Source organism: Mycobacterium sp. SA01 (genome assembly GCF_041287105.1).
Taxonomy (GTDB): domain Bacteria; phylum Actinomycetota; class Actinomycetes; order Mycobacteriales; family Mycobacteriaceae; genus Mycobacterium.
The window spans coordinates 331,365-354,666 of record NZ_JBGGNO010000019.1 but is presented as its reverse complement, the minus strand read 5'-3'; the positions used below and the strand labels follow the sequence as shown (position 1 = coordinate 354,666).

General features: G+C 67.2%; 28 protein-coding genes and 1 pseudogene. 10 read left to right on the top strand and 19 right to left on the bottom strand.

Features of this window, described 5'->3' with window-relative positions:
• Positions 1-10 precede the first annotated feature (10 nt).
• Genes AB4879_RS17705 through AB4879_RS17695 form a run of 3 tightly spaced genes read right to left on the bottom strand, consistent with a single transcriptional unit; the run spans position 11 to position 2,896 of the window.
• Positions 11-1,273 (bottom strand): cytochrome P450, encoded by a 1,263-nt coding sequence (locus AB4879_RS17705; protein WP_370508622.1) that lies wholly within the window; start codon positions 1,271-1,273, stop codon positions 11-13.
• A gap of 10 nt (positions 1,274-1,283) precedes the next feature.
• The gene (locus AB4879_RS17700) at positions 1,284-2,684 is read right to left on the bottom strand and encodes an NAD(P)/FAD-dependent oxidoreductase (RefSeq protein WP_370508621.1); all 1,401 of its coding nucleotides are present in this window, start codon (positions 2,682-2,684) and stop codon (positions 1,284-1,286) included.
• Positions 2,681-2,896 carry a ferredoxin gene (locus AB4879_RS17695; RefSeq protein WP_083121535.1) on the bottom strand — a complete coding sequence of 72 codons (216 nt, stop codon included), beginning with the start codon at positions 2,894-2,896 and terminating at the stop codon, positions 2,681-2,683. Before AB4879_RS17695 ends, AB4879_RS17700 begins: the two co-directional genes overlap by 4 nt.
• An 84-nt stretch (positions 2,897-2,980) precedes the next feature.
• Here AB4879_RS17695 and AB4879_RS17690 point away from each other — a divergent pair, with 84 nt between their 5' ends.
• The gene (locus tag AB4879_RS17690) at positions 2,981-4,072 is read left to right on the top strand and encodes an epoxide hydrolase family protein (RefSeq protein WP_370508836.1); all 1,092 of its coding nucleotides are present in this window, start codon (positions 2,981-2,983) and stop codon (positions 4,070-4,072) included.
• A 1-nt stretch (position 4,073) separates the two neighbouring features.
• On the opposite strand, the gene AB4879_RS17685 is transcribed toward AB4879_RS17690, so the two are convergent.
• On the bottom strand, positions 4,074-4,724 hold the full coding sequence (locus AB4879_RS17685; protein WP_102808554.1) for a TetR/AcrR family transcriptional regulator: 651 nt from the start codon (positions 4,722-4,724) through the stop codon (positions 4,074-4,076).
• A 50-nt stretch (positions 4,725-4,774) separates the two neighbouring features.
• Here AB4879_RS17685 and AB4879_RS17680 point away from each other — a divergent pair, with 50 nt between their 5' ends.
• A complete protein-coding gene (locus tag AB4879_RS17680) occupies positions 4,775-5,221 on the top strand; it encodes an ester cyclase (protein ID WP_370508620.1) in 447 nt (148 codons plus the stop codon).
• Here the strand turns inward: AB4879_RS17680 and AB4879_RS17675 are convergent.
• Both AB4879_RS17675 and AB4879_RS17670 read right to left on the bottom strand, forming a co-directional pair.
• On the bottom strand, positions 5,218-6,744 hold the full coding sequence (locus AB4879_RS17675; RefSeq protein ID WP_370508619.1) for an aldehyde dehydrogenase family protein: 1,527 nt from the start codon (positions 6,742-6,744) through the stop codon (positions 5,218-5,220). The genes AB4879_RS17680 and AB4879_RS17675 overlap by 4 nt on opposite strands.
• Positions 6,741-7,979, bottom strand: a complete 1,239-nt coding sequence (locus tag AB4879_RS17670; protein WP_370508618.1) for a 2-oxoadipate dioxygenase/decarboxylase family protein — start codon at positions 7,977-7,979, stop codon at positions 6,741-6,743. The genes AB4879_RS17675 and AB4879_RS17670 overlap by 4 nt, the downstream gene beginning before the upstream one ends.
• A 30-nt stretch (positions 7,980-8,009) precedes the next feature.
• On the opposite strand from AB4879_RS17670, the gene AB4879_RS17665 reads away from it, so the two are divergent.
• From AB4879_RS17665 to AB4879_RS17655, 3 genes are read left to right on the top strand one after another with little or no spacing between them, the layout of a single operon-like run.
• Positions 8,010-8,483 (top strand): Lrp/AsnC family transcriptional regulator, encoded by a 474-nt coding sequence (locus tag AB4879_RS17665; protein ID WP_370508617.1) that lies wholly within the window; start codon positions 8,010-8,012, stop codon positions 8,481-8,483.
• A gap of 48 nt (positions 8,484-8,531) precedes the next feature.
• Positions 8,532-9,863, top strand: coding sequence for an L-lysine 6-transaminase (gene lat / locus AB4879_RS17660; protein WP_370508616.1), 1,332 nt, complete (start codon positions 8,532-8,534; stop codon positions 9,861-9,863).
• A 12-nt stretch (positions 9,864-9,875) separates the two neighbouring features.
• Positions 9,876-10,550, top strand: coding sequence for a sensor domain-containing protein (locus AB4879_RS17655; protein ID WP_370508615.1), 675 nt, complete (start codon positions 9,876-9,878; stop codon positions 10,548-10,550).
• 74 nt (positions 10,551-10,624) lie between these two features.
• Here the strand turns inward: AB4879_RS17655 and AB4879_RS17650 are convergent, their stop codons facing one another.
• Positions 10,625-10,807, bottom strand: a complete 183-nt coding sequence (locus AB4879_RS17650) for a Rho termination factor N-terminal domain-containing protein (protein ID WP_109751034.1) — start codon at positions 10,805-10,807, stop codon at positions 10,625-10,627.
• 80 nt (positions 10,808-10,887) lie between these two features.
• Positions 10,888-11,100 (bottom strand): hypothetical protein, encoded by a 213-nt coding sequence (locus AB4879_RS17645; protein WP_102808561.1) that lies wholly within the window; start codon positions 11,098-11,100, stop codon positions 10,888-10,890.
• A 212-nt stretch (positions 11,101-11,312) separates the two neighbouring features.
• Here AB4879_RS17645 and AB4879_RS17640 point away from each other — a divergent pair, with 212 nt between their 5' ends.
• Complete coding sequence (locus AB4879_RS17640) at positions 11,313-11,726, top strand: hypothetical protein (protein ID WP_370508614.1); 414 nt, start codon at positions 11,313-11,315, stop codon at positions 11,724-11,726.
• 7 nt (positions 11,727-11,733) lie between these two features.
• On the opposite strand, the pseudogene AB4879_RS17635 reads toward AB4879_RS17640, so the two are convergent.
• A pseudogene (locus AB4879_RS17635) lies at positions 11,734-11,817 on the bottom strand (hypothetical protein); the annotation flags it as partial.
• A gap of 286 nt (positions 11,818-12,103) precedes the next feature.
• On the opposite strand from AB4879_RS17635, the gene AB4879_RS17630 reads away from it, so the two are divergent.
• A complete protein-coding gene (locus AB4879_RS17630) occupies positions 12,104-12,541 on the top strand; it encodes an ATP-binding protein (protein ID WP_102808563.1) in 438 nt (145 codons plus the stop codon).
• A gap of 62 nt (positions 12,542-12,603) precedes the next feature.
• On the top strand, positions 12,604-13,329 hold the full coding sequence (locus tag AB4879_RS17625) for an RNA polymerase sigma factor SigF (protein ID WP_036340373.1): 726 nt from the start codon (positions 12,604-12,606) through the stop codon (positions 13,327-13,329).
• Here AB4879_RS17625 and AB4879_RS17620 read toward each other — a convergent pair.
• On the bottom strand, positions 13,300-13,740 hold the full coding sequence (locus AB4879_RS17620) for an STAS domain-containing protein (RefSeq protein ID WP_370508613.1): 441 nt from the start codon (positions 13,738-13,740) through the stop codon (positions 13,300-13,302). The genes AB4879_RS17625 and AB4879_RS17620 overlap by 30 nt on opposite strands.
• A gap of 217 nt (positions 13,741-13,957) precedes the next feature.
• On the opposite strand from AB4879_RS17620, the gene AB4879_RS17615 reads away from it, so the two are divergent.
• A complete protein-coding gene (locus tag AB4879_RS17615) occupies positions 13,958-14,503 on the top strand; it encodes an NTP transferase domain-containing protein (RefSeq protein ID WP_370508612.1) in 546 nt (181 codons plus the stop codon).
• On the opposite strand, the gene AB4879_RS17610 is transcribed toward AB4879_RS17615, so the two are convergent.
• Both AB4879_RS17610 and AB4879_RS17605 read right to left on the bottom strand, forming a co-directional pair.
• A complete protein-coding gene (locus tag AB4879_RS17610) occupies positions 14,500-14,820 on the bottom strand; it encodes a hypothetical protein (protein ID WP_370508611.1) in 321 nt (106 codons plus the stop codon). The two genes, AB4879_RS17615 and AB4879_RS17610, sit on opposite strands and share 4 nt — an antisense overlap.
• Position 14,821: 1 nt before the next feature.
• Entirely contained in the window at positions 14,822-15,172 is a 351-nt protein-coding gene (locus AB4879_RS17605; protein WP_370508610.1) for a DUF1707 domain-containing protein, read from the bottom strand.
• Positions 15,173-15,300: 128 nt separating this feature from the next.
• Here AB4879_RS17605 and AB4879_RS17600 point away from each other — a divergent pair, with 128 nt between their 5' ends.
• Positions 15,301-16,020, top strand: a complete 720-nt coding sequence (locus tag AB4879_RS17600) for a phosphatase PAP2 family protein (protein ID WP_370508609.1) — start codon at positions 15,301-15,303, stop codon at positions 16,018-16,020.
• Between the two features lie 6 nt (positions 16,021-16,026).
• Here AB4879_RS17600 and AB4879_RS17595 read toward each other — a convergent pair whose 3' ends face one another.
• From AB4879_RS17595 to AB4879_RS17565, 7 genes are all read right to left on the bottom strand, one after another.
• Complete coding sequence (locus AB4879_RS17595; protein ID WP_370508608.1) at positions 16,027-17,814, bottom strand: biotin carboxylase N-terminal domain-containing protein; 1,788 nt, start codon at positions 17,812-17,814, stop codon at positions 16,027-16,029.
• Positions 17,815-17,928: 114 nt separating this feature from the next.
• Complete coding sequence (locus AB4879_RS17590; protein WP_370508607.1) at positions 17,929-19,122, bottom strand: hypothetical protein; 1,194 nt, start codon at positions 19,120-19,122, stop codon at positions 17,929-17,931.
• A 52-nt stretch (positions 19,123-19,174) separates the two neighbouring features.
• A complete protein-coding gene (locus AB4879_RS17585; protein WP_199189958.1) occupies positions 19,175-19,588 on the bottom strand; it encodes a SufE family protein in 414 nt (137 codons plus the stop codon).
• Between the two features lie 2 nt (positions 19,589-19,590).
• A complete protein-coding gene (locus AB4879_RS17580) occupies positions 19,591-20,487 on the bottom strand; it encodes a sulfurtransferase (protein ID WP_102808570.1) in 897 nt (298 codons plus the stop codon).
• Between the two features lie 20 nt (positions 20,488-20,507).
• A complete protein-coding gene (locus tag AB4879_RS17575) occupies positions 20,508-21,149 on the bottom strand; it encodes a nucleoside triphosphate pyrophosphatase (RefSeq protein ID WP_370508606.1) in 642 nt (213 codons plus the stop codon).
• Between the two features lie 7 nt (positions 21,150-21,156).
• Positions 21,157-21,435, bottom strand: coding sequence for an acyl-CoA carboxylase subunit epsilon (locus AB4879_RS17570; RefSeq protein ID WP_102808572.1), 279 nt, complete (start codon positions 21,433-21,435; stop codon positions 21,157-21,159).
• Between the two features lie 60 nt (positions 21,436-21,495).
• Positions 21,496-23,124 carry an acyl-CoA carboxylase subunit beta gene (locus tag AB4879_RS17565; protein WP_370508605.1) on the bottom strand — a complete coding sequence of 543 codons (1,629 nt, stop codon included), beginning with the start codon at positions 23,122-23,124 and terminating at the stop codon, positions 21,496-21,498.
• Between the last annotated feature and the right edge of the window lie 178 nt (positions 23,125-23,302).

Here is a 23,302-nt window from a genome sequence, read left to right as displayed (position 1 = left end):
CCTAACGGCGTCAATCGTCGATCGACGCAAAATCCACCCATAGATGCCGGGGTCCGCGGAACACCTGGTTGCGCCGGTAGGGCGGCGGGTCGACGACGAGCCGCGGTGATCGCACCCGCTTGAGGAATATCTCCAGAGCGACGTTGATCTCCAGGCGTGCCAGCGGTCCGCCGAAACACGTGTGGATGCCGCTGCCGAAGCCGAGGTGCTCGTTGTCCGTGCGCATCGGATCGAACCGGTCCGGGTGGGCGAACCGGCGCGGATCGCGGTTGGCGGCCGCCCAGACCAGGAACACCGCCGACCCGGCCGGAATTCGCGTTCCACCGATCTCGATGTCGGCGGTGGCCCAGCGGCTCGGGAAGAACTGCACCGCGCCCTGGAGGCGTTGCACCTCTTCGACCGTGCCCGGGATCAATTCGGGGTTGTTGCGGACCAGTTCCCACGAGCCCTGATTGCGCAGCAGCGTCATCACGCAATTGCTGATGGTGTTGACGGTGGAGTCATGCCCGGCGACCAGAAGCAGCTGCGCGTTGGATTCGGCTTCGGCTCGAGATACCGGACCGTCCGGGCCGTCGTCGTGCAGGGCGGCCGACAGCAGCCCCGGTGCCGGTTCGCGGGACAGGCGCTCGACCAGATCATGGACGTAAGAATTCAGTTCGGCCATGCTCGCCGCGGCTTTCGCCGTCGCCGCACGGCCTTCCTCGGTATCGCGCTCCGGCCCGACGTCGGCGCCCTGCATGAAATCGGTTACCCACCCGTGGAACTGGGGCTCGTCGGCCATCGGGACGCCCAGCACCCGGAAGATCACCGACACCGGGATCGGGTAGGAGAAGTCGTCGACGACGTCCATTCGGGTACCGCCGCGTGCCTTTACTTTGTCCAACAGTTCGTTGGCCAGATCGGCGACCATCGACTCCATGCCCGGGATCAGATCCGGGGTGTGCGGCGGGCCGAAGTGCCGCATGAACTGCCTGCGCATCCTGTCGTGCTGGGGTGGGTCGGCAACCAGCATGCTGGAATCGCGTGTCTGCACGGCCTCCTGGGGCTCGAGGTGGGCCTGCTTCTCGCCGAACAGGCCCGACGGGCTGCGGCCGATGTCGGAGCTGACCCGCGGATCATGGGCCAGCGCAACGGCTTCGGCATAACCGGTCACCACGTAGGTCTTCTCCGACACCTTGGCCACGGGATTCTGGCGCAGCTCTTCGAAATACGGATAGGGGTTGGCGCGATTCTCGAACTTCATCGCCTCGGCCCAGGCGGTTGCGGCATCCATGACGGTCTCCTTACGCCCGCGGACGGAACTGGGCGCTGCGTTCGGTCGGGTCATGTCCGGTCAGCACCACATCGGGATTGCCCGCGGGCTCACGCGGATCGGGGAAGCGGGCCGGCATCGGTTCGGCATCCACCGGCCGGTCGTAGCCGGGCGGTGGGGGAGGGAACGGTGCAGACTTCTCGATCAGCGAGGCGTAGTAGGGCAGCCACTTGCCGTGATTGAAGGTCACCGCGCCGACGATCCGGCCACGCTTGCCATAGGCGGCCGCGAACCGGCGCTCCGACGGCGACCCCTGGGTGAACACGATCTCGTCGCCGAACGAGCACACCCCGACGCTCTTGATGTTGACGCCGAACTGGCCCGACCAGAACGACGGCAGCGGCAGGTGCGGACGCCGGCCGACCTCGAGATGAATCATGTTGTTGGCGGCCACTTCCGCGCCGAACACGGCGTTGTCCCAGTGCTCCTGGGAGAGGAACTCGTAGCCGTAGAGCACGTGCGGGGCGCGTGCGACGTCGCCGGCGACGAAGATGTGGTCGGTCACCACACCGTTGATGTCGAAGGCCCGGCAACCGGCGTCACATGCCAACCCCCACTGGCCCGCGGCCAGGCCTGCCCCGTCGAGCCACTCCACGTTGCGGATCGAGCCGAGCGATGCCACCACCACGTCGACGTCGAGTTCGGTGCCGTCGGAGAAGTGGGCCGACCGCACTTGCCCGGTGCTGTCACCGGAGAGGCCCGTCACCCCAACGCCGGTGCGCAGGTCCACGCCGGCGTCGCGCATCATGGCGGCGGCGATGTCGCTGATGACTCCGCCCAGCGCACCCCGCAACGGGCCCTTGCCCCGCTCGGCCACCGTCACGGCCAGGCCGAGATCACGGCAGACCGAGGCTATTTCGGATCCGACGAACCCGGAGCCGACGATCAGGACCCGCTTGGGGCGGTCCTTCAAGGCGGCGGCCAGCCCGGCGGCATCCTCCACGGTGCGGACGGTGAAGACACCCCGCAGGGCGCCTTCGGCGGGGTTGGGCCAGGGGCGCGCCCGGGTTCCGGTCGCGATCAGTAGCCGGTCGTAGCCGACGTCCTCGCAATTGGCCAGTGTCACCACGTGGTTGGGCCGGTCCAAGCCGACCGCCGCGACGCCCAGCTTCCAGTCGGCGTCCACCCGGCGCAGTCGCGGGAGCTTGGTGTGGTCGGCCGGAACCCAGCCCTTGAGTACCTGCTTCGACAGCGGTGGCCGATCGTAGGGTTCGTGCGGTTCGTCACCGACGATGGTCAGTGAACCGTTGAACCCTCTCTCCCGCAACGCCTCTGCCGCGCGCAGTCCCGCCAGTGAGGCGCCCACGATCGCGATGCGGCCCTCTGCCCTGAACTTCGCGACCACCTCGTCCAGGTTGTAGGTGCCGATCATGGCGTCTCGCGATCGGCGGGCGGATCCACTTCGAGGATGATCGCCTGAACCGGGCACGATGCCGCCGCCCGCAACACCCGCTGCCGTTGCGAATCGTCCGGGTTGGGGTCGTATGCCAAGGCCTCTTCCCCGACCAGTTCGAGCACCTCAGGCGCCAGCGGCACACACTGCGCGTAGCCCTGGCACTTGTTCAGATCGACCACCAACCGCATGAGCGCAGACATTAGACCGGCGCATGTCCTGGCTGGCTAGGATTGCGCCAACTTCTCCATGACAGGGCAGCGACAGTGACCGATATCCGTCCATTCCGCATCGCCATACCCGACGACGTACTCGCTGACCTGCGGGATCGGCTGAAGCGCACCCGCTGGCCCGAGCAGGAATGCGTCGACGACTGGAGCCAGGGCATACCGCTGGCCTACACCCGGGAGTTGGCCGACTACTGGGCCGAGGACTACGACTGGCGGCAGCGGGAGGCCGCGCTGAACCGGTTCGACCACTACCTCACTGAGATCGACGGACTGGAGCTGCATTTCATCCATCAGCGGTCATCGAATCCCGATGCGCTGCCGCTGATCATCACGCACGGCTGGCCCGGCTCGGTGGTCGAATTCACCAAGGTGATCGAACCGCTGACCGCGGACTTCCACGTGGTGTGCCCGTCCCTGCCGGGCTACGGGTTTTCGGGCAAGCCGACGACGACCGGCTGGGGCATCGAGAAGATCGCCGCGACGTGGGACGCGCTGATGGCGACGTTGGGTTATCAGCGCTACGTGGCGCAGGGTGGCGACTGGGGTGCGGCAGTGACCACGCAGATCGGCCGCAACGGTGGCAACTGCATCGCGATCCACACGAACATGCCGATGGCCTTCCCGAGCGGCGCGCTGACGGACCCCACCGCCGAGGAGAAGGACGCCCTGGCAGCGGGGGAGTACTACGCCAAATGGGATTCCGGCTACTCCAAGCAGCAGTCCACCCGTCCGCAGACGCTCGGCTACGGATTGGCCGACTCCCCGGTCGGTCAGCTGGCGTGGATCGTCGAGAAGTTCTGGGCGTGGACCGACTGCGACGGCCATCCCGAGAACGCGCTCAGCAGAGACGAGATCCTCGACAACGTGATGCTGTACTGGGTGAACAATGCCGCCGCGTCGTCAGCCCGGCTGTATTGGGAGAGCTTCCGGTCCTTCGGTGCGCAGGGCAGAGTCGAGGTGCCCACCGGGATTGCCCGGTTCCCGAAGGAGATCATGCGGCCCCCGCGCAGCTGGTGTGAGAACACCTACAACATCACCCGCTGGACCGATATGCCGCGCGGCGGCCACTTCGGCGCCTTCGAGCAGCCCGAGCTGTTCGTCGACGACGTCCGGGCGTTCTTCGCGACCGTGCGCTGACTCAGCGGCGGTCGGCCGCCTCGGCCAGCGCCGTCGGGATGCCCGGCACCCGCACGATCGCATCGAGCAGTGCGTGCGCGCCGGAATCCGCGAGATGGTCGGCGTCGATCGAGGGGTCGAGGACACGCTGGCGGCACAGTTCGAAGGTGAACGCCAGCCACGCGTAGACGATCGCCCGCAGATCACGCTCGACCTTTGAGTCCAGATCGCCGTGGACCACGTCGGTGATCGCGGCCATGATCCGCTGCATCTGCCGCTCGTTGTCGGTGTCGTCGATGCCGCGCAGGACCGGGTCGGTACGCCCCATCCCGATGTAGGCCGCCCATGCGCCGTGCGGATGCTGTTCGTCGTAGCGGATGTAGGCCACGACGCCGGCCCGCAACCGCTCGAAGAGCGTCTCGCCCTGGGCGGCCAGGGTGTTGGTGGCCTCGAACAGTCGCTCGGTCTCGGCCCGCACCACCGCGGCGAAGAACGCGCGTTTGTCGGGGAAGTAGTGGTACATCAGCGCGCGCGAGACCCCGGCACGCTCGGCTATCTCGTCGATGCGGACCTCGTCGTACGGACGCTGGCCGAACACCTCGGCGCCCAACGCGAGGAGTTCGCTGCGCCGGTCTTGCGGAGACAGACGGCGGCGGGCGGGTGATTCCGGCATGCGGACATACTGACACAAGTACAACAGCCCCAGCCGCCCGGAGGAACACGATGATCAGCGACGATATGCGTCGGCGTCGGCTCGACGTCATCACCGAACACATGGACACCGAGGTGACCAAGGAGTTCGACCGCACCCTGGCAACCTTCAACGGACACCCGCGCTACGAGATCGTCCCGACCAAACAGGTCTTCGACGGTGACGACGAAGTGATGACCTACTACCGCACCACGCGCACCGCGTTCCCCGACCAGCGCCACGAGAACGCCAGCTTCCACGTCACCGACGACGGCGTGATCGTCGAGTTCGACCTGCTGGGAACGAATCTCGGTGAGTTCTACGGGCTGCCGCCGACGGGCAAGGCCTTCCGGGTGCCGGTGATCGCGGTGTTCTCCTTCGACGGCGACCGCATCACCAACGAACGGATCTACTTCGACGCCGCCACTCTGGTCAACCAGATCGGCCGCGGCGAGTTGCTCAGCCTGCTGGGTGGTTAGCCGAAGTGCACGCCCTGGGCCAGCGGTAGCTCCGAGGAGTAGTTGACGGTGTTGGTGGCGCGGCGCATATAGGCCTTCCACGAATCCGATCCCGACTCGCGACCACCGCCGGTCTGCTTCTCGCCGCCGAACGCCCCGCCGATCTCGGCTCCGGAGGTTCCAATGTTCACGTTGGCGATCCCGCAGTCCGAGCCGTCGGCCGCCAGGAAACGTTCGGCCTCGCGGACGTCGGCGGTGAAAATTGCCGACGAGAGCCCCTGTGGGACAGCATTGTTGAGCTCGATCGCCTGATCGAGGGTGTCGTAGGTCAGCACGTAGAGAATCGGCGCGAACGTCTCGTTGTGCACGATCTCGGTCTGGGCGGGCATCCGCACCACCGCAGGCGTGACGTAGAACGCCTCCGTCGCCTCACCGCCGACGTGCACCCGCTCGCCACCGATCACCTCGCCGCCGTCGGTGCGCGCCTGCTCCAGCGCGCGGACCATGTCGCGATAGGCGGTCTCGTGGATCAGCGGTCCGACGAGTGTTCCCTCGGCTGCCGGGTCCCCGATCGGGAGGCTGCGATAGGCGGCGGTGATCCGCTCGACGAGAGTGTCGGCCACCGAGGTGTGCGCGATGAGCCTGCGCAACGTCGTGCACCGTTGTCCGGCGGTGCCGGCCGCGGAGAACACGATGCCTCGCACCGCCAAATCCAGATCGGCGGAGGGGGTTACGACGGCGGCGTTGTTGCCGCCGAGTTCCAACAGCACCCGGCCGAAGCGTTCGGCGACCCGCGGACCGACCTGCCTGCCCATCCGCACCGAACCGGTCGCCGACACCAGTGCCACCCGGGGGTCGTCGACCATTGCCTCGCCGACCTCGCGGCCACCGAGGACCAGGCGGCTGAGATGAGCCGGCGCTCCGACATCCGCGGCCGCCCGCTCGATGAGCGCCTGACAGGCGATCGCGGTCAGCGGGGTGAGCTCCGAGGGTTTCCACACCACGGTGTCGCCGCAGACCAGCGACACCGCGGTGTTCCACGCCCACACCGCGACCGGGAAGTTGAACGCGGTGATCACCCCGACCACGCCGAGCGGATGCCAGTTCTCCATCAGCCGGTGCCCCGGGCGTTCGGAGGCGATGGTCCGCCCGTACAGCTGACGGGACAGCCCGACGGCGAAGTCGCAGATGTCGATCATCTCCTGGACCTCGCCAAGGGCTTCGGAGGTGATCTTGCCCGCCTCGACGGTCACCAGGGTGGCCAGGTCCGTCTTGTGCTCGCGCAGCAATTCGCCGAGCCGCGCGACCAGCCGGCCGCGAACCGGGGCGGGTGTGGTACGCCAGGACGTAAACGCTTGCGCCGCATCTGCGATCGCGGTGTGGGTCTGCTCGGGTGTGGTCTCGGCGACGGCGAACAAGACCTCCCCGGTCACCGGAGTGCTCGCCGGCAGGCCGGGTGCGCCCGGCTCGGTGAGGTCGATCTTTGCGCCGATGGCATCGAAGGCGGCGCGCACGGATGCGCGCAGATCGTGGGCGGTTCTCATACGGGGGCCTCCTGGGCGGTCGCGTCGTACAGGTCGTAGGGGTCGTGGATGGGGCGGCCGATCGTGCCGGCCATCCAGTCGATGTCGTAACCGGATTCGTCTGCCACCGCGGCGGCTTCGGTGTCGGCGTCCAGATTGGACCGGAAGATCCCGGCGGCTGAGGCGGGCAGGAAATCCTCGTAGACCACCGGCGCTTCGGGGTCCCCGCGGTGGTAGTAGGCCAGGCCCGCAGAGGCCATCTCGCCGTCGGAGGCGGGAAAGTAGTCACCCCATACCGCGGCCGGGTCTGTGTGCGACATCGCGGCGTCATACCGTTCGCGGCCCTTGCGGGTCAGGGCGACACCGCGGGCCTCCACCTCACCGAAGCGCACCCGCAGCGTGCCGTCGGTGACGCGGCCGTCGGGTTCACGGAAACGGCGCGGCTCGGCCAGCGCGCGAAACGACGTCTGCCGCAACAGCACTGCGGGGCCGTCCCAGTGCGGCGGTCCCTGAATGGCATCGATCATCGCGATCCCGCGCTCGTTCATCCGGGCGTACAGATCGTCGATGTCGAGCACCCGCGGCGTCAGATGATTGATGTGGGTGGTGGGCACCCCGGCGATGTCGGCGGCGACGGCCGAGACGGCGGTCAGTTCGGCGTACCAGGACCGGTCGACCGGCTCGCGCGACAGCGCGAACGCTGCCACCGCACGTGGCACGAAATCCTCGGCCGCTGCCTCGGAACAACCGCCGGCGGCCGCGATGTGGCGGGCGTCGGCGATCAGCTGCGGATCGAACAGTTGGCGCCGGTCCAGGAATTCGTCGACGCGCCGGCGCAGGTCGGTATCGAAGAACCGGCCGTCGCGGGTCGCCAGCATCGAGGTGAACACCCGGAACGGGTTGCGCGCCAGCTCGGAAGCGTCCAGCGGGCGAAATGCCGTGGACACCACCGGCACGGGTGATGCGGCTTCGCGTAGATCGTAGTAGCCCACCGGATACATCCCGAATGCCCCGAAAAGGTCTGCCACATCGGATAATTCGGCCGGGGTGCCGACGCGGATCGCGCCGTGGCGCTCCGCGGTGACGCGTTCGATGGAACCCAGCCGCTCGGCGTGCGGATGCCGGGCGGCGTAATCGCGGTTGACGGCCTCGCTGACCTCGACCAGCGTTGTGTAGGCGGGGACCTCGGCGCCGTACATCGTCGACAGTGCCGCGGCGAAGCGTGCTCGCAGCTGCCAGATTTCGACATGACTCACGCAACACCACCGCTGGGATAGTGTGCGGCCATGGCGGAGAACGCAGACGCGACACCCGGTCTCGACGAGGTCGATCGCACGCTGGTTCGTGAACTCGTCGCCGACGGCAGGGCCACCCTGGCCGAGCTGGCCGCGGCCACCGGCCTGTCGGTGTCAGCGGTCCAGTCGCGGGTGCGTCGTCTGGAGTCCCGCGGGGTCGTCACCGGATACAGCGCTCGGGTGAATCCCGACGCGTTCGGGCCCATGCTGTCGGCGTTCGTGGCAATCACCCCTCTCGATCCTTCCCAACCCGATGATGCCCCCGCGCGGCTGGAACACATCGCCGAAATCGAGGCGTGCTATTCGGTGGCCGGCGAGGAGAGCTACGTCCTGTTCGTGCGCGTCGCGTCGCCGCCCGCGCTGGAGGTACTGCTGCAACAGATCCGTACCGCCGCGAACGTACGAACCCGAAGCACCGTCATTCTAAACACATTTTACAGGGAGAGAGTCTCGCTGCCGAAATAGTTACGGCCAGAGGCGTTGAAAGCGTAAAAATTGCGTTAGTATCGCGTCATGACGGAACTCTTGTCGCGTGACGATCTCCATGTCGTCGACCCTGGAAATGTCCGTACGGTGTTGGCCCGCAGCATCCTGGCCGACGGCCTGGACCTCGTGCTGGACCTGGAGCGGTCGTCGGGGTCGTGGCTGGTCGATGCCCGCGACGGCGCCGAGTACCTCGACATGTTCACGTTCTTCGCGTCGTCAGCGCTGGGTATGAATCACCCCGCACTGGCCGACGACGCGGCGTTCCGTGCCGAGCTGGCGCGCGCCGCGATCAACAAGCCGTCCAACTCCGACGTCTACACGGTCCCGATGGCGCGCTTCGTCGACACGTTCTCCCGGGTGCTCGGCGATCCCGAGCTGCCGCACCTGTTCTTCGTCGACGGCGGTGCCCTGGCCGTGGAGAACGCGCTGAAGGTGGCGTTCGACTGGAAAAGCCGGCACAACGAGGCGCGGGGGATCGATCCCGCGCTCGGCACCCGAGTCCTGCACCTGCGGGGCGCCTTTCACGGTCGCAGCGGCTACACCCTGTCGCTCACGAACACCGATCCGGTGAAGGTGGCGCGCTTCCCGAAATTCGACTGGCCGCGTATCGACGCCCCCTACGTGCGGCCCGGCGCCGATATGGATGCTCTGGAGGCAGAGTCGCTGCGACAGGCTCGCGCGGCCTTCGAGGCTCATCCGCACGACATCGCCTGCTTCATCGTCGAACCGATCCAGGGTGAGGGCGGCGACCGGCACTTCCGGCCGCAGTTCTTGGCCGCGATGCGCCGACTCTGCGATTCGCACGACGCGCTGATGATCGCTGATGAAGTGCAGACCGGATGTGGCATCACCGGCACCGCGTGGGCCTACCAACAGCTCGGATTCACCCCGGACGTCGTCGCGTTCGGCAAGAAGACCCAGGTGTGCGGGATCATGGCCGGCCGGCGGGTCGACGAAGTATCCGACAACGTCTTCGCCGTCAGCTCCCGGATCAACTCGACGTGGGGCGGCAACCTCGTCGACATGGTCCGTTCGCGGCGGATCCTGGAGGTCATCGAGGCCGACGGCCTGTTCGCGCGGGCCGCCGACATGGGTGCCTACCTGCTTGCCGGACTCGAGGATCTCGCCGGGCAGCTGCCGGAGGTCGGCGATGTGCGCGGGCGCGGATTGATGTGTGCGTTCAGTCTTCCCAGTCCCGAGCGCCGCGATGCCGTGCTGGCCGAGCTGTGGAAGCGCGGCGTCATCATGCTCGGCAGCGGCGGAGACAGCGTGCGGTTCCGCCCGGCGCTGACCGTGTCACGCGCCGAGATCGACCGCGCGCTGGCTGCCCTGGGAGAGGTATTGCGCGCGGCGGTCTAGCATTGGCGACCTATGCGGCTGGCTGCGATTCTCGGTGCGGCGGCGGTCCTGCTCGCCGGGTGCGCGCAGACCGTCGCAGGAAGTGCGGTGTCCAATCCCGCTCAAGGCATCACGCCGCTGCGTGCGGGTGACACCGACCAGGTGCTCATCGGACCGGCGCAGCTGCGCGACATCATCGGCGTGAAACTGCAGACCGATGCCGACCAGACCCGGCCCATTCCCGGGTCCTCGGCCGTCCCCGCGTGTTCGGCGCTTGACGCGGCCGGGATGGCTGCGTTCCTCGGCGACAACTCGCTGGGAATGCATGTGATGTTGTTCACCGATGGCGACAAGCACGACCATGTGGTCGCCGAGGCGGTCGCGATCTATGTCGACGCGACCGCGGCGGCTGCGCAGTTCGCCACCGGAACCAAGAACGCGAAGGCCTGCGACGGTCAACGCGCGCTGAGCAGCGGCGGCGATGCCGCGTGGAAGTTCACCGTGCCCGACATCAATGCCGACACCGTGCGATGGAGCAAGCAGCAGATCGGCATCCCGTTCGACTGGACGTGCTACGCGGAGGCGCGACTGCGCAACAACGCGATCGTCCAGGCGATGGCGTGTCAGGGTGACGACGGTGGCCAGGTCGCGGTGACCACGATGACCGACCGGATGTCGGCGAGCGTGTGGGAACTGTCCGGGCACTGACTCGGTGGCGGCATTGGTTCACCAATGACGAGAAAGGTCCAGCAACTCGGCTGGACCTTTATCGAAGTTCGGCGTCAATAACTGCGGATGAGCGAGATCAGCTTTTCTTTGCTCAGGCCCGAATAGCCTGAGATCCCAAGTTGCTTCGCCCTTTTCTTGAGCTCAGCGACGGTCCAGCCTTCATAGGCGCAGGACCGACTGGGCCGAAAAAAACGGATGTCGTCGACATCCGATCTCGCCGCAGAGGCGCTCGACATCTCCTACCCCCTTTGCTGAGGTTGCTATTCCCCGGAGAAACTTGTACCCAGAGCCCCCGCTGGGCCAAACATTTCCCTAACTAACGAATCTCGTCCGGGTCCGGATCCTCGACGACCTCGCGTTGGTCCTGCCAATCCAATTCGTTGCTCTCCAGTGGAGGGGCGCCGTCATCGACCGGCACGCGCTCGTCGATATCGAGACTCTCCAGGTCGGCGGACTCTGTCGCGGGCCGGATTTGCTCGATGGCATCGGGAACAGGGACGTCGTCGGGTATGGGGTCGTGCTCGATCATTCGGAACAATTTACCCCGGGTGCCGGCTCGCCATGACATCCCGGTGGCTCGATGGCGCAGGGGTGCACCAACCCCAAATTGACGGCGCCGCAACAAAAGACGCTCCGAACGCGGAGGTCAGGCCAAAGTCAGTCTCCGGTAAGGAAGCCGGCTCTCGACCATCTCGCAACGACACTCGACCCGGCTGGCGCAGTACCGCAGGGTGCGCGGTGGTGGACGGCGTTTTTCTGAACGTCAGGCCTGAGCACCCAACCGGCGGCGCGCGCCCGCGGCGTGCGACGGTACAGACTTTTCGCTCACTGGCCATCACCGAACACGGTCATGCCATGGGCGCCAACCTATTCGATGCGCGATCGAAGATGGAACGGCTTCTGGCCGGACAAGCTGACCGGGTGGTCGCTTCGTGCGTAGACGAGCTCGTCGATCTGATGCGGCTCGGCGTGGACGTCGACGCGTTCTCCATCGAGGGGCCGATTGCCGATCGCGGTGCAGGCCCTCATCTCGTCGCCGTCGGAAAGCTGTTTCCGCACAACGGATTCAGTACCCTGATCGAAGTCCTTCCCGGAATCCCCGGCGCAGAGTATGTGGTGGCCGGAAGTATCGACGGAGCGGCGGGTGGCTCGTGACGCCGCGTCGGCGACGGCCGGCCGCATCGGTGCCCGCGGCCCGGATATGTCCGCTGGGATGAGGTGATATCCACACTTTGCGCCAGGCTATGGAAAAGGAGAAACCCTCGCCGCGTCAAACGCGACGGAAACCGGGTCCGTCGACCGAACTGCGCCGAGGTCTCATCGCTGGACGAACAAGAATTTGCGGCGCCCAGGTTTGAACAGTATGGCGGGTGGGTACGGGGGGGCCACTATGATGACGACTTCCTGGGTAGTGCTGCGCTCGCTTCCGGCCTCATGCGCCCCGGTTACCCGGCCGACTCGGTCATCACACGACCGTGGCTAGCACGCCCGTGGACTGGAGTAGTCTCGGGTCGACATTGCCAGGAGGCCAGATGACGGACGGCGGAAGCCAAGGCGGCGCGCACCAGCGGGGTGAGAGCGCGGTCGAATTGAGGGTTGCTGCCAGGTTGGAGAACTTGGCCGTACTGCGCACCGTGGTCGGCGCGGTCGGCACGTTCGAGGACCTGGATTTCGACGCGGTCGCAGATTTGCGGCTGGCCGTCGACGAGGCCTGCACCCGGCTGATTCGTTCAGCGTCGCCCGACGCGACGCTCGTCGTCGTCGTCGACGCGCATGACGACGTGGTGGTGGTGGAAGCGTCGACGACATGCGATACCAACGACGTGGTCACCCCCGGTAGCTTCAGCTGGCACGTGCTGAGTTCGCTGACCGACGATGTGCAGACATTCCACAACGGTCACGAGTCCAGCAGCGATGGGCAGGTCTTCGGAATCACCCTGACCACGAGGCGGGCGGGCTCCGGGCGGTGAATTCCCGAGCTACGGATAGTTCGCCCAGGCGGACGAACTCGGAGTACGCCGACGTTCCGGACATGTTCCGGGAGTTGGCGAAGGTGGATCCTGACTCCGCCCAGTTCCAGCGACAGCGCGACCGCATCGTCGAGCGCTGCCTGCCGCTGGCCGACCACATCGCCCGCCGCTTCGACGGTCGCGGCGAACCACGAGACGACCTCGTTCAGGTGGCCCGCGTCGGCTTGGTGAACGCGGTCATCCGCTACGACGTCGAGACCGGTTCAGACTTCGTGTCCTTCGCGGTCCCCACCATCATGGGTGAGGTCCGGCGCCACTTCCGGGACAACAGCTGGTCGGTCAAAGTGCCTCGCCGGCTCAAGGAACTGCACCTGCGGCTGGGTGCGGCGACCTCGGAACTGTCCCAGCGGCTCGGGCGCGCGCCGACCGCCTCCGAACTCGCCGAAGAACTCGGCATGGAGCGCGAAGAGGTCGTCGAGGGCTTGGTCGCGGGCAGTTCGTACAACACCCTGTCGATCGACAGCGGCGGCAGCGGCAGCGACGAGGACGCGCCGGCGATCGTCGACACCCTGGGTGACGTCGACTTGAGCCTGGATCAGATCGAGAACCGGGAGGCGTTGCGTCCGCTGCTCGCGCAGTTGCCCGAGCGTGAACGCACCGTCCTGTTGCTCCGGTTCTTCGAGTCGCTCACCCAGACTCAGATCGCCGAGCGCGTCGGCATCTCACAGATGCACGTCTCGCGCCTGCTCGCGAAGTCGCTAACTCGGCTCCGGGACCAGTTGGAGTAGCCGACGGGGTTCACCGTCGAGCAGTTCGACGGCCTCCCGGACGGAGTCGGCGACCGGCAGCGTGTGGTCGGGATCGCAGACCCGCAACAGCCGCGACACCGCCTCGCCGGTCACCATCACCCATCGTGCCGAGGCATTGGCGCATCGCACGTTGATGGTGTGCAGCGCCGAGAACCCCGCGGTTCCGAAGAAGCTGAGCGGGCTCAGGTCCAGCACCAGACGGACGCCCACACCCGCGCACGCGTCGACATGGTCGGCGAAGGCGACCGCATTGGAGGCGTCGAGCTCGCCCTGGACGGTGATGATCCCGACGGTCTCGTCGGGCCAGATAGTGGTGAAGCGAGCGGTGTGGCAATCATGCGAATGCGACACAGCCGAACGCTCGGGTTGATCTGTACTGAAGACAGACATAGTGACTCCATCAGCGAACGAATATTCGTACTGTGGATCACGCCAGAGTGGGTAGGCCCGTGTAGTGCGGGAGTTTGCACGCCTCGCACGTCTTTGACGTTTTTCCGGGCGGCTGTGAACTCAACCTGACTCGAACTGTACGCCACTAGTCAGACCAGCGAACAGCATTAACAGCGGGTTCTCATGATCTTCTTGCAGTTGGGTTCACACTGTCTACATGTCGAAGCCGGGCCGGTCAGCCGGCATCCTCCTGGCGGCCGGTGCGGGTACCCGTTACGGCATGCCCAAAGTGCTTGCTGCCCAGGGCGAATGGCTGCGCTTGGCGGTCGAGGCCCTGGCCGCCGGCGGCTGCGATGACGTGGTGGTGGTGCTGGGCGCGGCGATTGTCGACGTTCCGGCAGGCACCCGTTCGGTGGTCGCAGAACAGTGGCGGCGCGGGATGGGAGCTTCCCTGCTAACCGGACTGGCGGCGGTATCGGACGCCGATCACGCCGTGATCCTGACCGTCGATACCCCCGACATCGGCGCCGACGTCGTCGCTCGGGTACTCGGGGCCGCACGCGAGTCGTCGTCCGGCCTGGCCCGTGCCAGCTATCACGGGCGGCCCGGCCATCCGGTCGTCATCGCCCGCGAGCACTGGCCGGCACTACGGGCCACCCTGGATGGCGACGAGGGCGCACGACGCTTTCTGGGGTCCCGCACCGATGTGGTGGCGGTCGACTGTGCGGACCTGGCCACCGGGCGCGACATCGACGAGCGCTAATCGGTGCCGATCGACTGGGCGAAGCGGCGCACCGAGTCGGCCGCGGTCTGGGTCGCTTCGGCATGACCACGGCGAGCCCGCAGCTGGATCATCCCGGTGCGTACGTCGAGCACCACTTCGCCGAGTAGTTCACCGGTGGTCGGCTCGCAGACCGCCCAGGAGTAGACCCGGTCCTGCTCCCAGCCGGCAAGACTTCTCGTCACGTATTCCGGATCGGTCTCGCCCAGGTCGGCGAGCGCGGGGCGGTCGTCGATTCTCTCGTCGGCCCGCAAGGCGCGCAAATACCAAGCGCCCGCGTTGATTTCGACGGGATCCATGTCAGCGGCGACCGAAGAGAAGCAGGCCGAGCACCGGTAGCGCCAGCCACGCGAGCCAGCCGTGCGGCACCAAAATTGTGCACGCCAGCGCGACCAGCGGGGTGAAGGCCATGACGACGGCCCGCCAATCCCGTGGCCGCGCGATGTCCGGGGTGCGGTGCTCGCCGGGTCTGGCCGGAAGGTCGGCGAATATCGGCGCGAGGTCGGCGCGGGTCACCGCGGCGGCGACCGCGGCGCTGCGCTCGGAGAACTCGTCAGGGTTGAGGCGCCCCTCGGAGAACTGTCGGCTGAGCAGCTCCTGCGCTTCCTCTCGCTCGGCTGTGCCGATCCGGACCCCCTCGTCTTCGTTCACAGGTCCATAATGCTGGATCGCGTGAAGAACCTCGTAATGTCGGGATCACGTGGCGATGGCACAATGCCGGCATCGGCATTCTCACCAGCGCGCTCATAGGTTCAGGGTTGCTACTGGCAGCGGGCGCAGTGAAGTGCAGTCGAAGCTGGGCTCCGCCGCTGATCGTTTCGGGGCTGGTCTTGGCCCTCCTCGGATTGACGATCAGCGTGCACGTCCATGGTTGGGTAACCGCCCTGGACGCTCCGACGACCGCGTGGATCGATCACTGGACGCAGCGGTTCCCCCGGATCCGTCGTGCAGGGGCGGCGATCGCCTACATCGGCAACCCCAGGGCCATCGCGATCGCGGGCGTTGTCAGTGGGGCGGTGCTGTCTGTTCGATTTCGATCAGTGCTACCCGGCGTCGTCGTGGTCATGACCACCGGCGCAGCCGTGCTGGCCAAGAACGTCATGGCAGCCCTGATCGAGCGCCCGGTGAGCCAGGCGGAAATGGCAGCCAGCCCGATGCTGAGCGATGAGCCGCACCCATTTCCCTCGGGGCATGTCGCCGGCACCGCCACGTTGCTGGGCATCGTAGCCGTCGGCATCGCCGCGCGCGGCGGTCGAACATTGCGAAACGCATTGGCCGCCATCGCAATCACCGGTACCGCAGCCGTCGCGATCAGCCGCGTAGTCATCCATGCGCACTGGGTCAGCGACATTGTCGGCGGCGCACTCCTGGCGGCGATCATGATCACCATCGGAGCGGTCGCGCTCGACGGCGCCGCGCGTGCGAGAACCCGAGCGCAACGGGTGAGCCCCGCCAGACAGCACGGGGTCAATCAGGCGCGGCGGCGCCTGCGCACCTGATCGGGCTTACTTGATCTCCGCCAACACAGTGCCCTGGGTGATCGCGGCACCCGGCTCGACGGCCAGACCGGTGATGACACCGTCCTTGTGCGCGGTCACCGGGTTCTCCATCTTCATGGCCTCGAGCACCACGACGAGGTCACCGGCAGCCACGGTCTGGCCTTCTTCGACGGCGACCTTGACCACGGTGCCCTGCATCGGCGCGGTCACCGCATCACCCGAGGCGGCGGCGCCGGCCTGGGAGCCGCGCTTGCGCGCCTTCGGCTTCTTGCGGATGGCGCCGGATTCGGCGTGGCCGCCGCCGTTGCCCAACGCCAGGTCGCCGGGCAGTGAGACCTCGACCCGACGGCCGCCGACCTCGACGACCACCTTCTGGCGCTGCTGAGCTTCCTCTTCGTCGACCTGGCCACCACCGGTGAACGGCTCGACGGTGTTGTCCCACTCGGTCTCGATCCAGCGGGTGTGGACGGTGAATCCGTTGCCGTCACCGATGAACGCCGGATCGCTGACGACCGCGCGGTGGAACGGGATGACGGTGGCCAGACCTTCGACCTGGAATTCGTCCAGCGCCCGACGGGAACGCGCCAGCGCCTCCTCGCGGGTGGCGCCGTACACGATCAGCTTGGACAGCATCGAGTCGAACTGCCCGCCGATCACCGAACCGGCCTCGACGCCCGAATCCAGGCGCACGCCGGGGCCGGTGGGGATGTCGTAGCGGGTGACGGGGCCGGGCGCGGGCAGGAAGCCACGGCCGGCGTCCTCGCCGTTGATCCGGAACTCGATCGCGTGGCCGCGGGGAGTCGGGTCCTCGGTGAGTTCGAGCTTCTCGCCGTTGGCGATCTTGAACTGCTGCAGTACCAGGTCGATGCCCGCGGTCTCCTCGGTGACCGGGTGTTCGACCTGCAGGCGGGTGTTGACCTCGAGGAAGGAGATGAGGCCGTCCTGGCCGACCAGGTACTCGACGGTTCCGGCGCCGTAGTAGCCGGCCTCCTTGCAGATGCGCTTGGCCGACTCGTGGATCTCCTTGCGCTGCGCGTCGGTCAAGAAGGGCGCGGGGGCTTCCTCGACGAGCTTCTGGAAGCGGCGCTGCAGCGAGCAGTCGCGGGTACCGGCGACGATGACGTTGCCGTGGGTGTCGGCGATGACCTGAGCCTCGACGTGACGCGGCTTGTCCAGGTAGCGCTCGACGAAGCACTCGCCGCGGCCGAACGCCGCGATCGCCTCGCGGGTGGCCGACTCGAACAGCTCGGGGATCTCCTCGATGGTGCGGGCCACCTTCATGCCGCGGCCGCCGCCACCGAAGGCCGCCTTGATCGCCACCGGCACGCCGTACTCCTTGGCGAAGGCCACCACCTCGTCGGCGTCTTTGACCGGGTCGGGGGTGCCGGGCACCAGCGGCGCCTGGGCGCGGGCCGCGATATGGCGGGCGGTGACCTTGTCGCCGAGGTCGCGGATGGACTGCGGGCTCGGGCCGATCCAGATCAGGCCGGCGTCGAGCACGGCCTGGGCGAAGTCGGCGTTCTCACTCAAGAAGCCGTAGCCGGGGTGGATGGCGTTGGCGCCGGACTTGGCCGCGGCGTCGAGGATCTTGCCGAAGTCCAGGTAGGACTCTGCCGACGTCTGGCCGCCCAGCGCGAACGCCTCGTCGGCGAGCCGCACGTGCGGTGCGTCGGCATCGGGCTCGGCGTAGACCGCCACGCTGGCCAGTCCGGCATCCCTTGCCGCTCGGATCACCCGGACCGCGATCTCACCACGGTTGGCTACGAGGACTTTGGAGATGGTCTGACTGGGCACCGCGCCTCCTGCTTTGCGTGACTCTAAGAACGTTCTTTAAAAATAGGTTCGCACGGCAGTGTAAGCGCCGCTGCTTAGACACGAATCAGCTGGTACCCCTACCAATGAGTAAGTTCAGCATCCGGCGAGCAATCCGATCGGATCCGTCCCGATCGCCTCGGCCGCTTTGCGCAGTAAACGACGGTCGTGGACGTTGTCGTGGTACGAGACCGTGATGCTGCGCTCGTGGCCGATCTTGCCGCTGAAGACCGAGATGTCCGACGGCGCCCACGGCTGCAGTGCCGCGTTGATCGACCGGGGGCGGCCCGGCAGCCAGGGCAGCGCCTCGAACGGGGACAGCCGGCCGACATCGGAGTAGCCCAGCTGAACCGCTGATCGGGCCGCCGGGCGCTTGCCCCGGGTGGCGCGCAGCGGGACGGCTAGCGTGTGCGCTGACGTGGCGGCCAGGGCCAGCAACGGCAACGCCGCCTCCAGATCCTGCTTCACCGCGGCGTCGATCGCGCCGAGGCGCCCGTCGACGGGCGCCGCGACGCTGAGCCCGGAAATGAAGTTGGCGTTGACCCGGTCATCGGACGGCAGATACCGGCGGCAGTCCACGACCAGCCGGGCGGCGTCGGTCAGCGGCAGCCCCGCTCGGGCGAGTGCCGTGCGGACGATCATCAGCCACGTGACCGCTCTGCTGGCGCCCGGGGCGTCGGCTGTCCGCCAGCTGTCGACTTCGCGTTCGAGTGTGGCGTCGACGTGGATCACCTCGACCGCGGGGGAGGGCAGCCCGGTCGGCGCCGGGGGCGGGGCCGCGCGGTGCCAGCCGGGTCGGGGACGTTGCCGCGCTTCGGTCCATGTGGTGAGCAGCCGTCGTGGACTGGCGGCGAACGTGTGCAGCAGCGCGTGCGCGATCGGGTTGGCGGTGTCGCGGTCGCGCAGCCAGCTCGTGTCGACACCGTCGATCAAGCCGAAAATCGTTGTGACGCAATCGACGTAGAGGCGGGCATCGCCGAGTCCGTGATCGATGTCGAACGCGATGTGGCGGTCGGACAGGTAGACGTCCACCGGGCCCCGCGGGCCGGCGGCCTTGTTGATGTACTCGAGCACCGCGCTGGATCCACGGTCCGCGATGTCGGCGGGCAGCTCGCGGACCTCGGGGGCGGACTCGGCCTGCCAGCCCCACATCAGCGCCCGCGGATCGGGACTCAGCCCGAGCCGGGTGTGCGGTCCGCATCGCGTGATGGTGTCCAGTGCCCGGGCCACCAGTTCGCGCGGCGGCACCACGACGTTCTCGAGGCAGCCCACATACCGAGTGCCCGCCATCAACCGGTCGAGGCCACTGGCGTTGGTGCGGCGAAGCAATGGTGGCCCTGCGCTACGTTGTCGCGCGCAGTCGGCGCTTGATCCTGGCCAGCATCGCCGACATTCCCCGCAGCCGAAGCGGACTGATCAACGCGGCCAACCCCAGCTCGGAGTAGAAATCGTCCGGTACGGCCAAGATGTCGTCTTTCGGCTGGCCGTCGAGGCCGGCCGCCAGGATCGACGCGAAGCCGCGAGTGGTCGGCGCCTCCGCGGGGGCGCTGAAGAACAGCCGGACATGTTCGGCGTCGGAGGCGTCGACATGCAGGAACAGCGGCGACTGACACTCCGGCACCGGTTCCATGGCCGCCTCCTCGAGGTCGGCGGGCAGATCGGGGAGGTCGTCGGCGAACTCCAGCAGCAGCTTGAGCTTGTCCTGGCCCTGTACGTCGGCGAAGTCGGACACGACCTCGGCGAGCGCAGCGGGCATGCTCACGATGCCCCGGGCGCTGATCCTGGTTCAGCACCGGCCACGATCGGCACCCGTACGGTGTTGCCCCACTCGGTCCATGACCCGTCGTAATTGCGGACGCCGGGGATGCCCAACAGGTAGGTGAGCACGAACCAGGTGTGACTGGACCGCTCGCCGATGCGGCAGTAGGCGATGATGTCGTCGCCCGGCTCGACGAATGAATACACATCCTCGAGTTCGGCACGGTTGCGGAAGCGGCCGCTGTCCTCGGCGGCCTTGGCCCACGGCACCGACACGGCGGTCGGGATGTGGCCGCCGCGCAGCGCACCCTCTTCGGGATAGTCGGGCATGTGGGTGCGTTCGCCGGTGTACTCCTGGGGCGAACGCACGTCGATCAGCGTCGAATGGCCCAGGGACGCAAGCACATCGTCCTTGTAGGCGCGGATGGCGGCATCGTTGCGCTCGACCACCGGGTAGCCCGATCCGGCCTTGCTCGGGACGTCGAGAGTGGTGTCACGGCCGTCGGAGATCCACAGGTCGCGGCCGCCGTTGAGCAGTCGCACGTCCTGGTGGCCGAACAGGGTGAAGACCCACAGCGCGTATGCGGCCCACCAGTTGCTCTTGTCGCCGTAGATGACGACGGTGTCGTCGCGGGAGATGCCCTTGCGATCCATCAGCTCGGCGAATTGCGCGCCGCTGACGTAGTCGCGCACCTGCGGATCGTTGAGATCGGTGTGCCAGTCGATTTTGACCGCGCCGGGGATGTGGCCGATGTCGTAGAGCAACACGTCTTCGTCGGACTCCACGATGGCCAACCCGGGGGTGCCGAGGTGCGCCGACAGCCAGTCGGCGGTCACCAGGCGCTCCGGGTGGGCGTAGTCCTTCAGGGTGGGGCTGGGATCTGCGGGAAGCGGCACGACGTCGAGCCTACCGCTGATCAGCGGACCGGATTAGCCGCCCACAGATCGCCGATCGGCAGTCCGACGTCGCTCAGCAGCCGACGCGTCACCGACAGGCCCAGGCCGACGACGTTCGACGGATCGCCCTCGATGCCGTCGACGAACCAGCCGCCGAGGCCGTCGAGCGTGAACGCGCCAGCAACACCTAGCGGTTCACCACTGGCCACATAGGCCGCCAAGTCGGCCGCCGTCGGACTGGCGAACCTGACCCGGGTCACCTCCGCCTGCGTCGCGGTGTGCGCCGCCGCGCCGTGCAGTACCCGGATCACGCAGTGCCCGGTATAAAGCAGCCCGACCCGGCCGGCCATCGAATCCCATTGCAGCGCAGCCTGTTCGGCGGTACCCGGCTTGCCGCGGAGTTCGCCGTCGAGGTACAGCATCGAATCACAGCCGATGACAACGCAATCCGATGCGACGCCGGGATTCAGCACCGTGTGCACGGCAGCGGCTTTGGCCTGAGCCAGCGCGGTAACCACATCACCGGGCTCGGCATCGGCGCCCAGGTTCGCCACGATCGCGTCCTCGTCGACGCCGGAGACGACGACCAGCGGATCGATGCCTGCGTTGCGCAGCACCCGCAGACGACCAGATGAGGCCGAGCCGAGAACTACTCGGGTCACGGTGCGCTCATCGGCGCATGTGGGTCCGCTCCAGCAAGGTCACCTGATTCCAGCTGTGGATCGAGTAGCGCAGCTTGTCGACCGGATGGCCCCACAGGTTGAGCTCCTGCGGACCCGGGCCGGCATTGCCGCCGCTGGCCGCGGCCAGCACGGTCACCAGAGCGGCGATGTCCTCGTCGCTGGGGTTGCCCTTCTCGATGCGGATCTCGGGGGTCAGCGGCTCCGGGTTGTCGAGCGTGATGTCCCGGGGGTCACTGAGTTCGGTGATGTCCTCGTGCTTGGTCATCGGCGGTAGCCCCTTGTCACTGGAGTCCGATCGTTCGCTCGTTCGCTGCGCTCACTCGACTCACAGTGGAATGTTCCCGTGCTTCTTCGGCGGCACCTGGGCGATCTTGCGCTCCAGCAGTCGCAGGGCGGTCGAGATGTACCCGCGGGTGTGCGACGGCGGGATCACCGCGTCGACGTAGCCGCGCTCGGCGGCGATGTACGGGTTCACCAGGGTGTCCTCGTAGGTCTGCTGCAGCTCGAGGCGCAGGGCGTCCACGTCCTTGCCTTCGGCCGCCGCTTCCTTGAGGTCCTTGCGGTAGACGAAGCCGACCGCGCCCGAGGCGCCCATGACCGCGATCTGCGCCGTCGGCCAGGCGATGTTGACATCGCAGCCCATGTCCTTGGAACCCATGACGCAGTAGGCACCGCCGTAGGCCTTGCGGGTGATGACGGTGATCTTGGCGACGGTGGCCTCGCCGTAGGCGTAGAGCAGCTTGGCGCCGCGACGGATGATGCCGTTGTACTCCTGCTCGGTGCCCGGCAGGAAGCCCGGCACGTCGACCAGCATCACGATCGGGATGTTGAAGCAGTCGCAGGTGCGCACGAAGCGGGCGGCCTTCTCGGAGGCGTTGATGTCCAGGCAGCCGGCGAACTGGGTGGGCTGGTTGGCCACGATACCGACCGGTCGACCGTCCACTCTGCCGAAGCCGACGACGATGTTCTGGGCGTAGCCCGCCTGGACCTCCAGGAACTCGTCGTCGTCGAGGATGCGGGTGATGACCTCGTGCATGTCGTACGGCTGGTTCGGCGAGTCCGGGATCAGGGTGTCCAGCTCGAGGTCCTCATCGGTGAGGTTGTCCTCGATCGCGCCCGGGTGCGGCGGCGCCGGGTAGCGCGGCGGCTCGGCGTAGTTGTTGGGCGGCAGGTAGCTCAGCAGATCGCGCACGTAATCCAGCGCGTCCTGCTCGCCGGAGGCGACGTAGTGCACGGTGCCGGACTTCGCCATGTGGGTGTGGGCGCCGCCCAAATCCTCCATGGTGACGTCCTCGCCGGTGACGGTCTTGATGACGTCGGGTCCGGTGATGAACATCTGGCTGGTCTGGTCGACCATGATCACGAAGTCGGTGAGCGCGGGGGAGTAGACGTGGCCGCCGGCCGCCGCTCCCATGATCAGCGAGATCTGCGGGATCACGCCGGAAGCCTTGATGTTGTTGTGGAAGATCCGGCTGTAGAGACCGAGCGAGACCACACCTTCCTGGATGCGGGCGCCTGCGCCGTCGTTGATGCCGATCAAGGGGCGACCGGTCTTGAGGGCGAGTTCCTGGACCTTGACGATCTTCTCGCCGTAGACCTCGCCGAGGCTGCCGCCGAACACCGTGGCGTCCTGGCTGAAGATGCAGACCTCGCGGCCATCGATGGTGCCGTAACCGGTTACGACGCCGTCGCCGACCGGACGGTTCTCCTGCAACCCGAAGTTGGTGCTGCGATGCCGGGCCAGTGCGTCGAGTTCCACGAACGAGCCCTCGTCGAGCAGCGCCAGGATGCGCTCGCGAGCGGTGAGCTTGCCCTTGGCGTGGACCTTCTCCACGGCGGTCTCGCCGACCGGGTGCAGCGACTCCTCAGCACGCTGACGAAGATCGGCCAGCTTGCCAGCGGTGGTGTGGATGTCGATCGTGTGGCCCGCGGCCGGTTCCGTAACGCTCGTCATGGGTGCCGATGGTATCGGTCACCTTAAGAAGGCGCTAAGGGACCCACCGGCGCGGTGCGTCCGCTGTCGACGCGGGGCCGCCCGATGTGCGAAATCTGCACGCTCCGGTTAGTTCTCCGCTAATTCCCTGTGATGATGCTGGATTCCCAGAATTGGGAAAATTCTGCCTGCCGCGGTC

Excerpts from the sequence above, each read along its gene's own strand:
- AB4879_RS17705 (WP_370508622.1), bottom strand. The coding sequence starts at position 1,273 with ATGGATGCCGCAACCGCCTGGGCCGAGGCGATGAAGTTCGAGAATCGC.
- AB4879_RS17700 (WP_370508621.1), bottom strand. The coding sequence starts at position 2,684 with ATGATCGGCACCTACAACCTGGACGAGGTGGTCGCGAAGTTCAGGGCA.
- AB4879_RS17695 (WP_083121535.1), bottom strand. The coding sequence starts at position 2,896 with ATGCGGTTGGTGGTCGATCTGAACAAGTGCCAGGGCTACGCGCAGTGT.
- AB4879_RS17685 (WP_102808554.1), bottom strand. The coding sequence starts at position 4,724 with ATGCCGGAATCACCCGCCCGCCGCCGTCTGTCTCCGCAAGACCGGCGC.
- AB4879_RS17680 (WP_370508620.1), top strand. The coding sequence starts at position 4,775 with ATGATCAGCGACGATATGCGTCGGCGTCGGCTCGACGTCATCACCGAA.
- AB4879_RS17675 (WP_370508619.1), bottom strand. The coding sequence starts at position 6,744 with ATGAGAACCGCCCACGATCTGCGCGCATCCGTGCGCGCCGCCTTCGAT.
- AB4879_RS17665 (WP_370508617.1), top strand. The coding sequence starts at position 8,010 with ATGGCGGAGAACGCAGACGCGACACCCGGTCTCGACGAGGTCGATCGC.
- lat (WP_370508616.1), top strand. The coding sequence starts at position 8,532 with ATGACGGAACTCTTGTCGCGTGACGATCTCCATGTCGTCGACCCTGGA.
- AB4879_RS17655 (WP_370508615.1), top strand. The coding sequence starts at position 9,876 with ATGCGGCTGGCTGCGATTCTCGGTGCGGCGGCGGTCCTGCTCGCCGGG.
- AB4879_RS17650 (WP_109751034.1), bottom strand. The coding sequence starts at position 10,807 with ATGTCGAGCGCCTCTGCGGCGAGATCGGATGTCGACGACATCCGTTTT.
- AB4879_RS17645 (WP_102808561.1), bottom strand. The coding sequence starts at position 11,100 with ATGATCGAGCACGACCCCATACCCGACGACGTCCCTGTTCCCGATGCC.
- AB4879_RS17630 (WP_102808563.1), top strand. The coding sequence starts at position 12,104 with ATGACGGACGGCGGAAGCCAAGGCGGCGCGCACCAGCGGGGTGAGAGC.
- AB4879_RS17625 (WP_036340373.1), top strand. The coding sequence starts at position 12,604 with ATGTTCCGGGAGTTGGCGAAGGTGGATCCTGACTCCGCCCAGTTCCAG.
- AB4879_RS17620 (WP_370508613.1), bottom strand. The coding sequence starts at position 13,740 with ATGTCTGTCTTCAGTACAGATCAACCCGAGCGTTCGGCTGTGTCGCAT.
- AB4879_RS17615 (WP_370508612.1), top strand. The coding sequence starts at position 13,958 with ATGTCGAAGCCGGGCCGGTCAGCCGGCATCCTCCTGGCGGCCGGTGCG.
- AB4879_RS17610 (WP_370508611.1), bottom strand. The coding sequence starts at position 14,820 with ATGGATCCCGTCGAAATCAACGCGGGCGCTTGGTATTTGCGCGCCTTG.
- AB4879_RS17590 (WP_370508607.1), bottom strand. The coding sequence starts at position 19,122 with ATGGCGGGCACTCGGTATGTGGGCTGCCTCGAGAACGTCGTGGTGCCG.
- AB4879_RS17585 (WP_199189958.1), bottom strand. The coding sequence starts at position 19,588 with ATGCCCGCTGCGCTCGCCGAGGTCGTGTCCGACTTCGCCGACGTACAG.
- AB4879_RS17570 (WP_102808572.1), bottom strand. The coding sequence starts at position 21,435 with ATGACCAAGCACGAGGACATCACCGAACTCAGTGACCCCCGGGACATC.
- AB4879_RS17565 (WP_370508605.1), bottom strand. The coding sequence starts at position 23,124 with ATGACGAGCGTTACGGAACCGGCCGCGGGCCACACGATCGACATCCAC.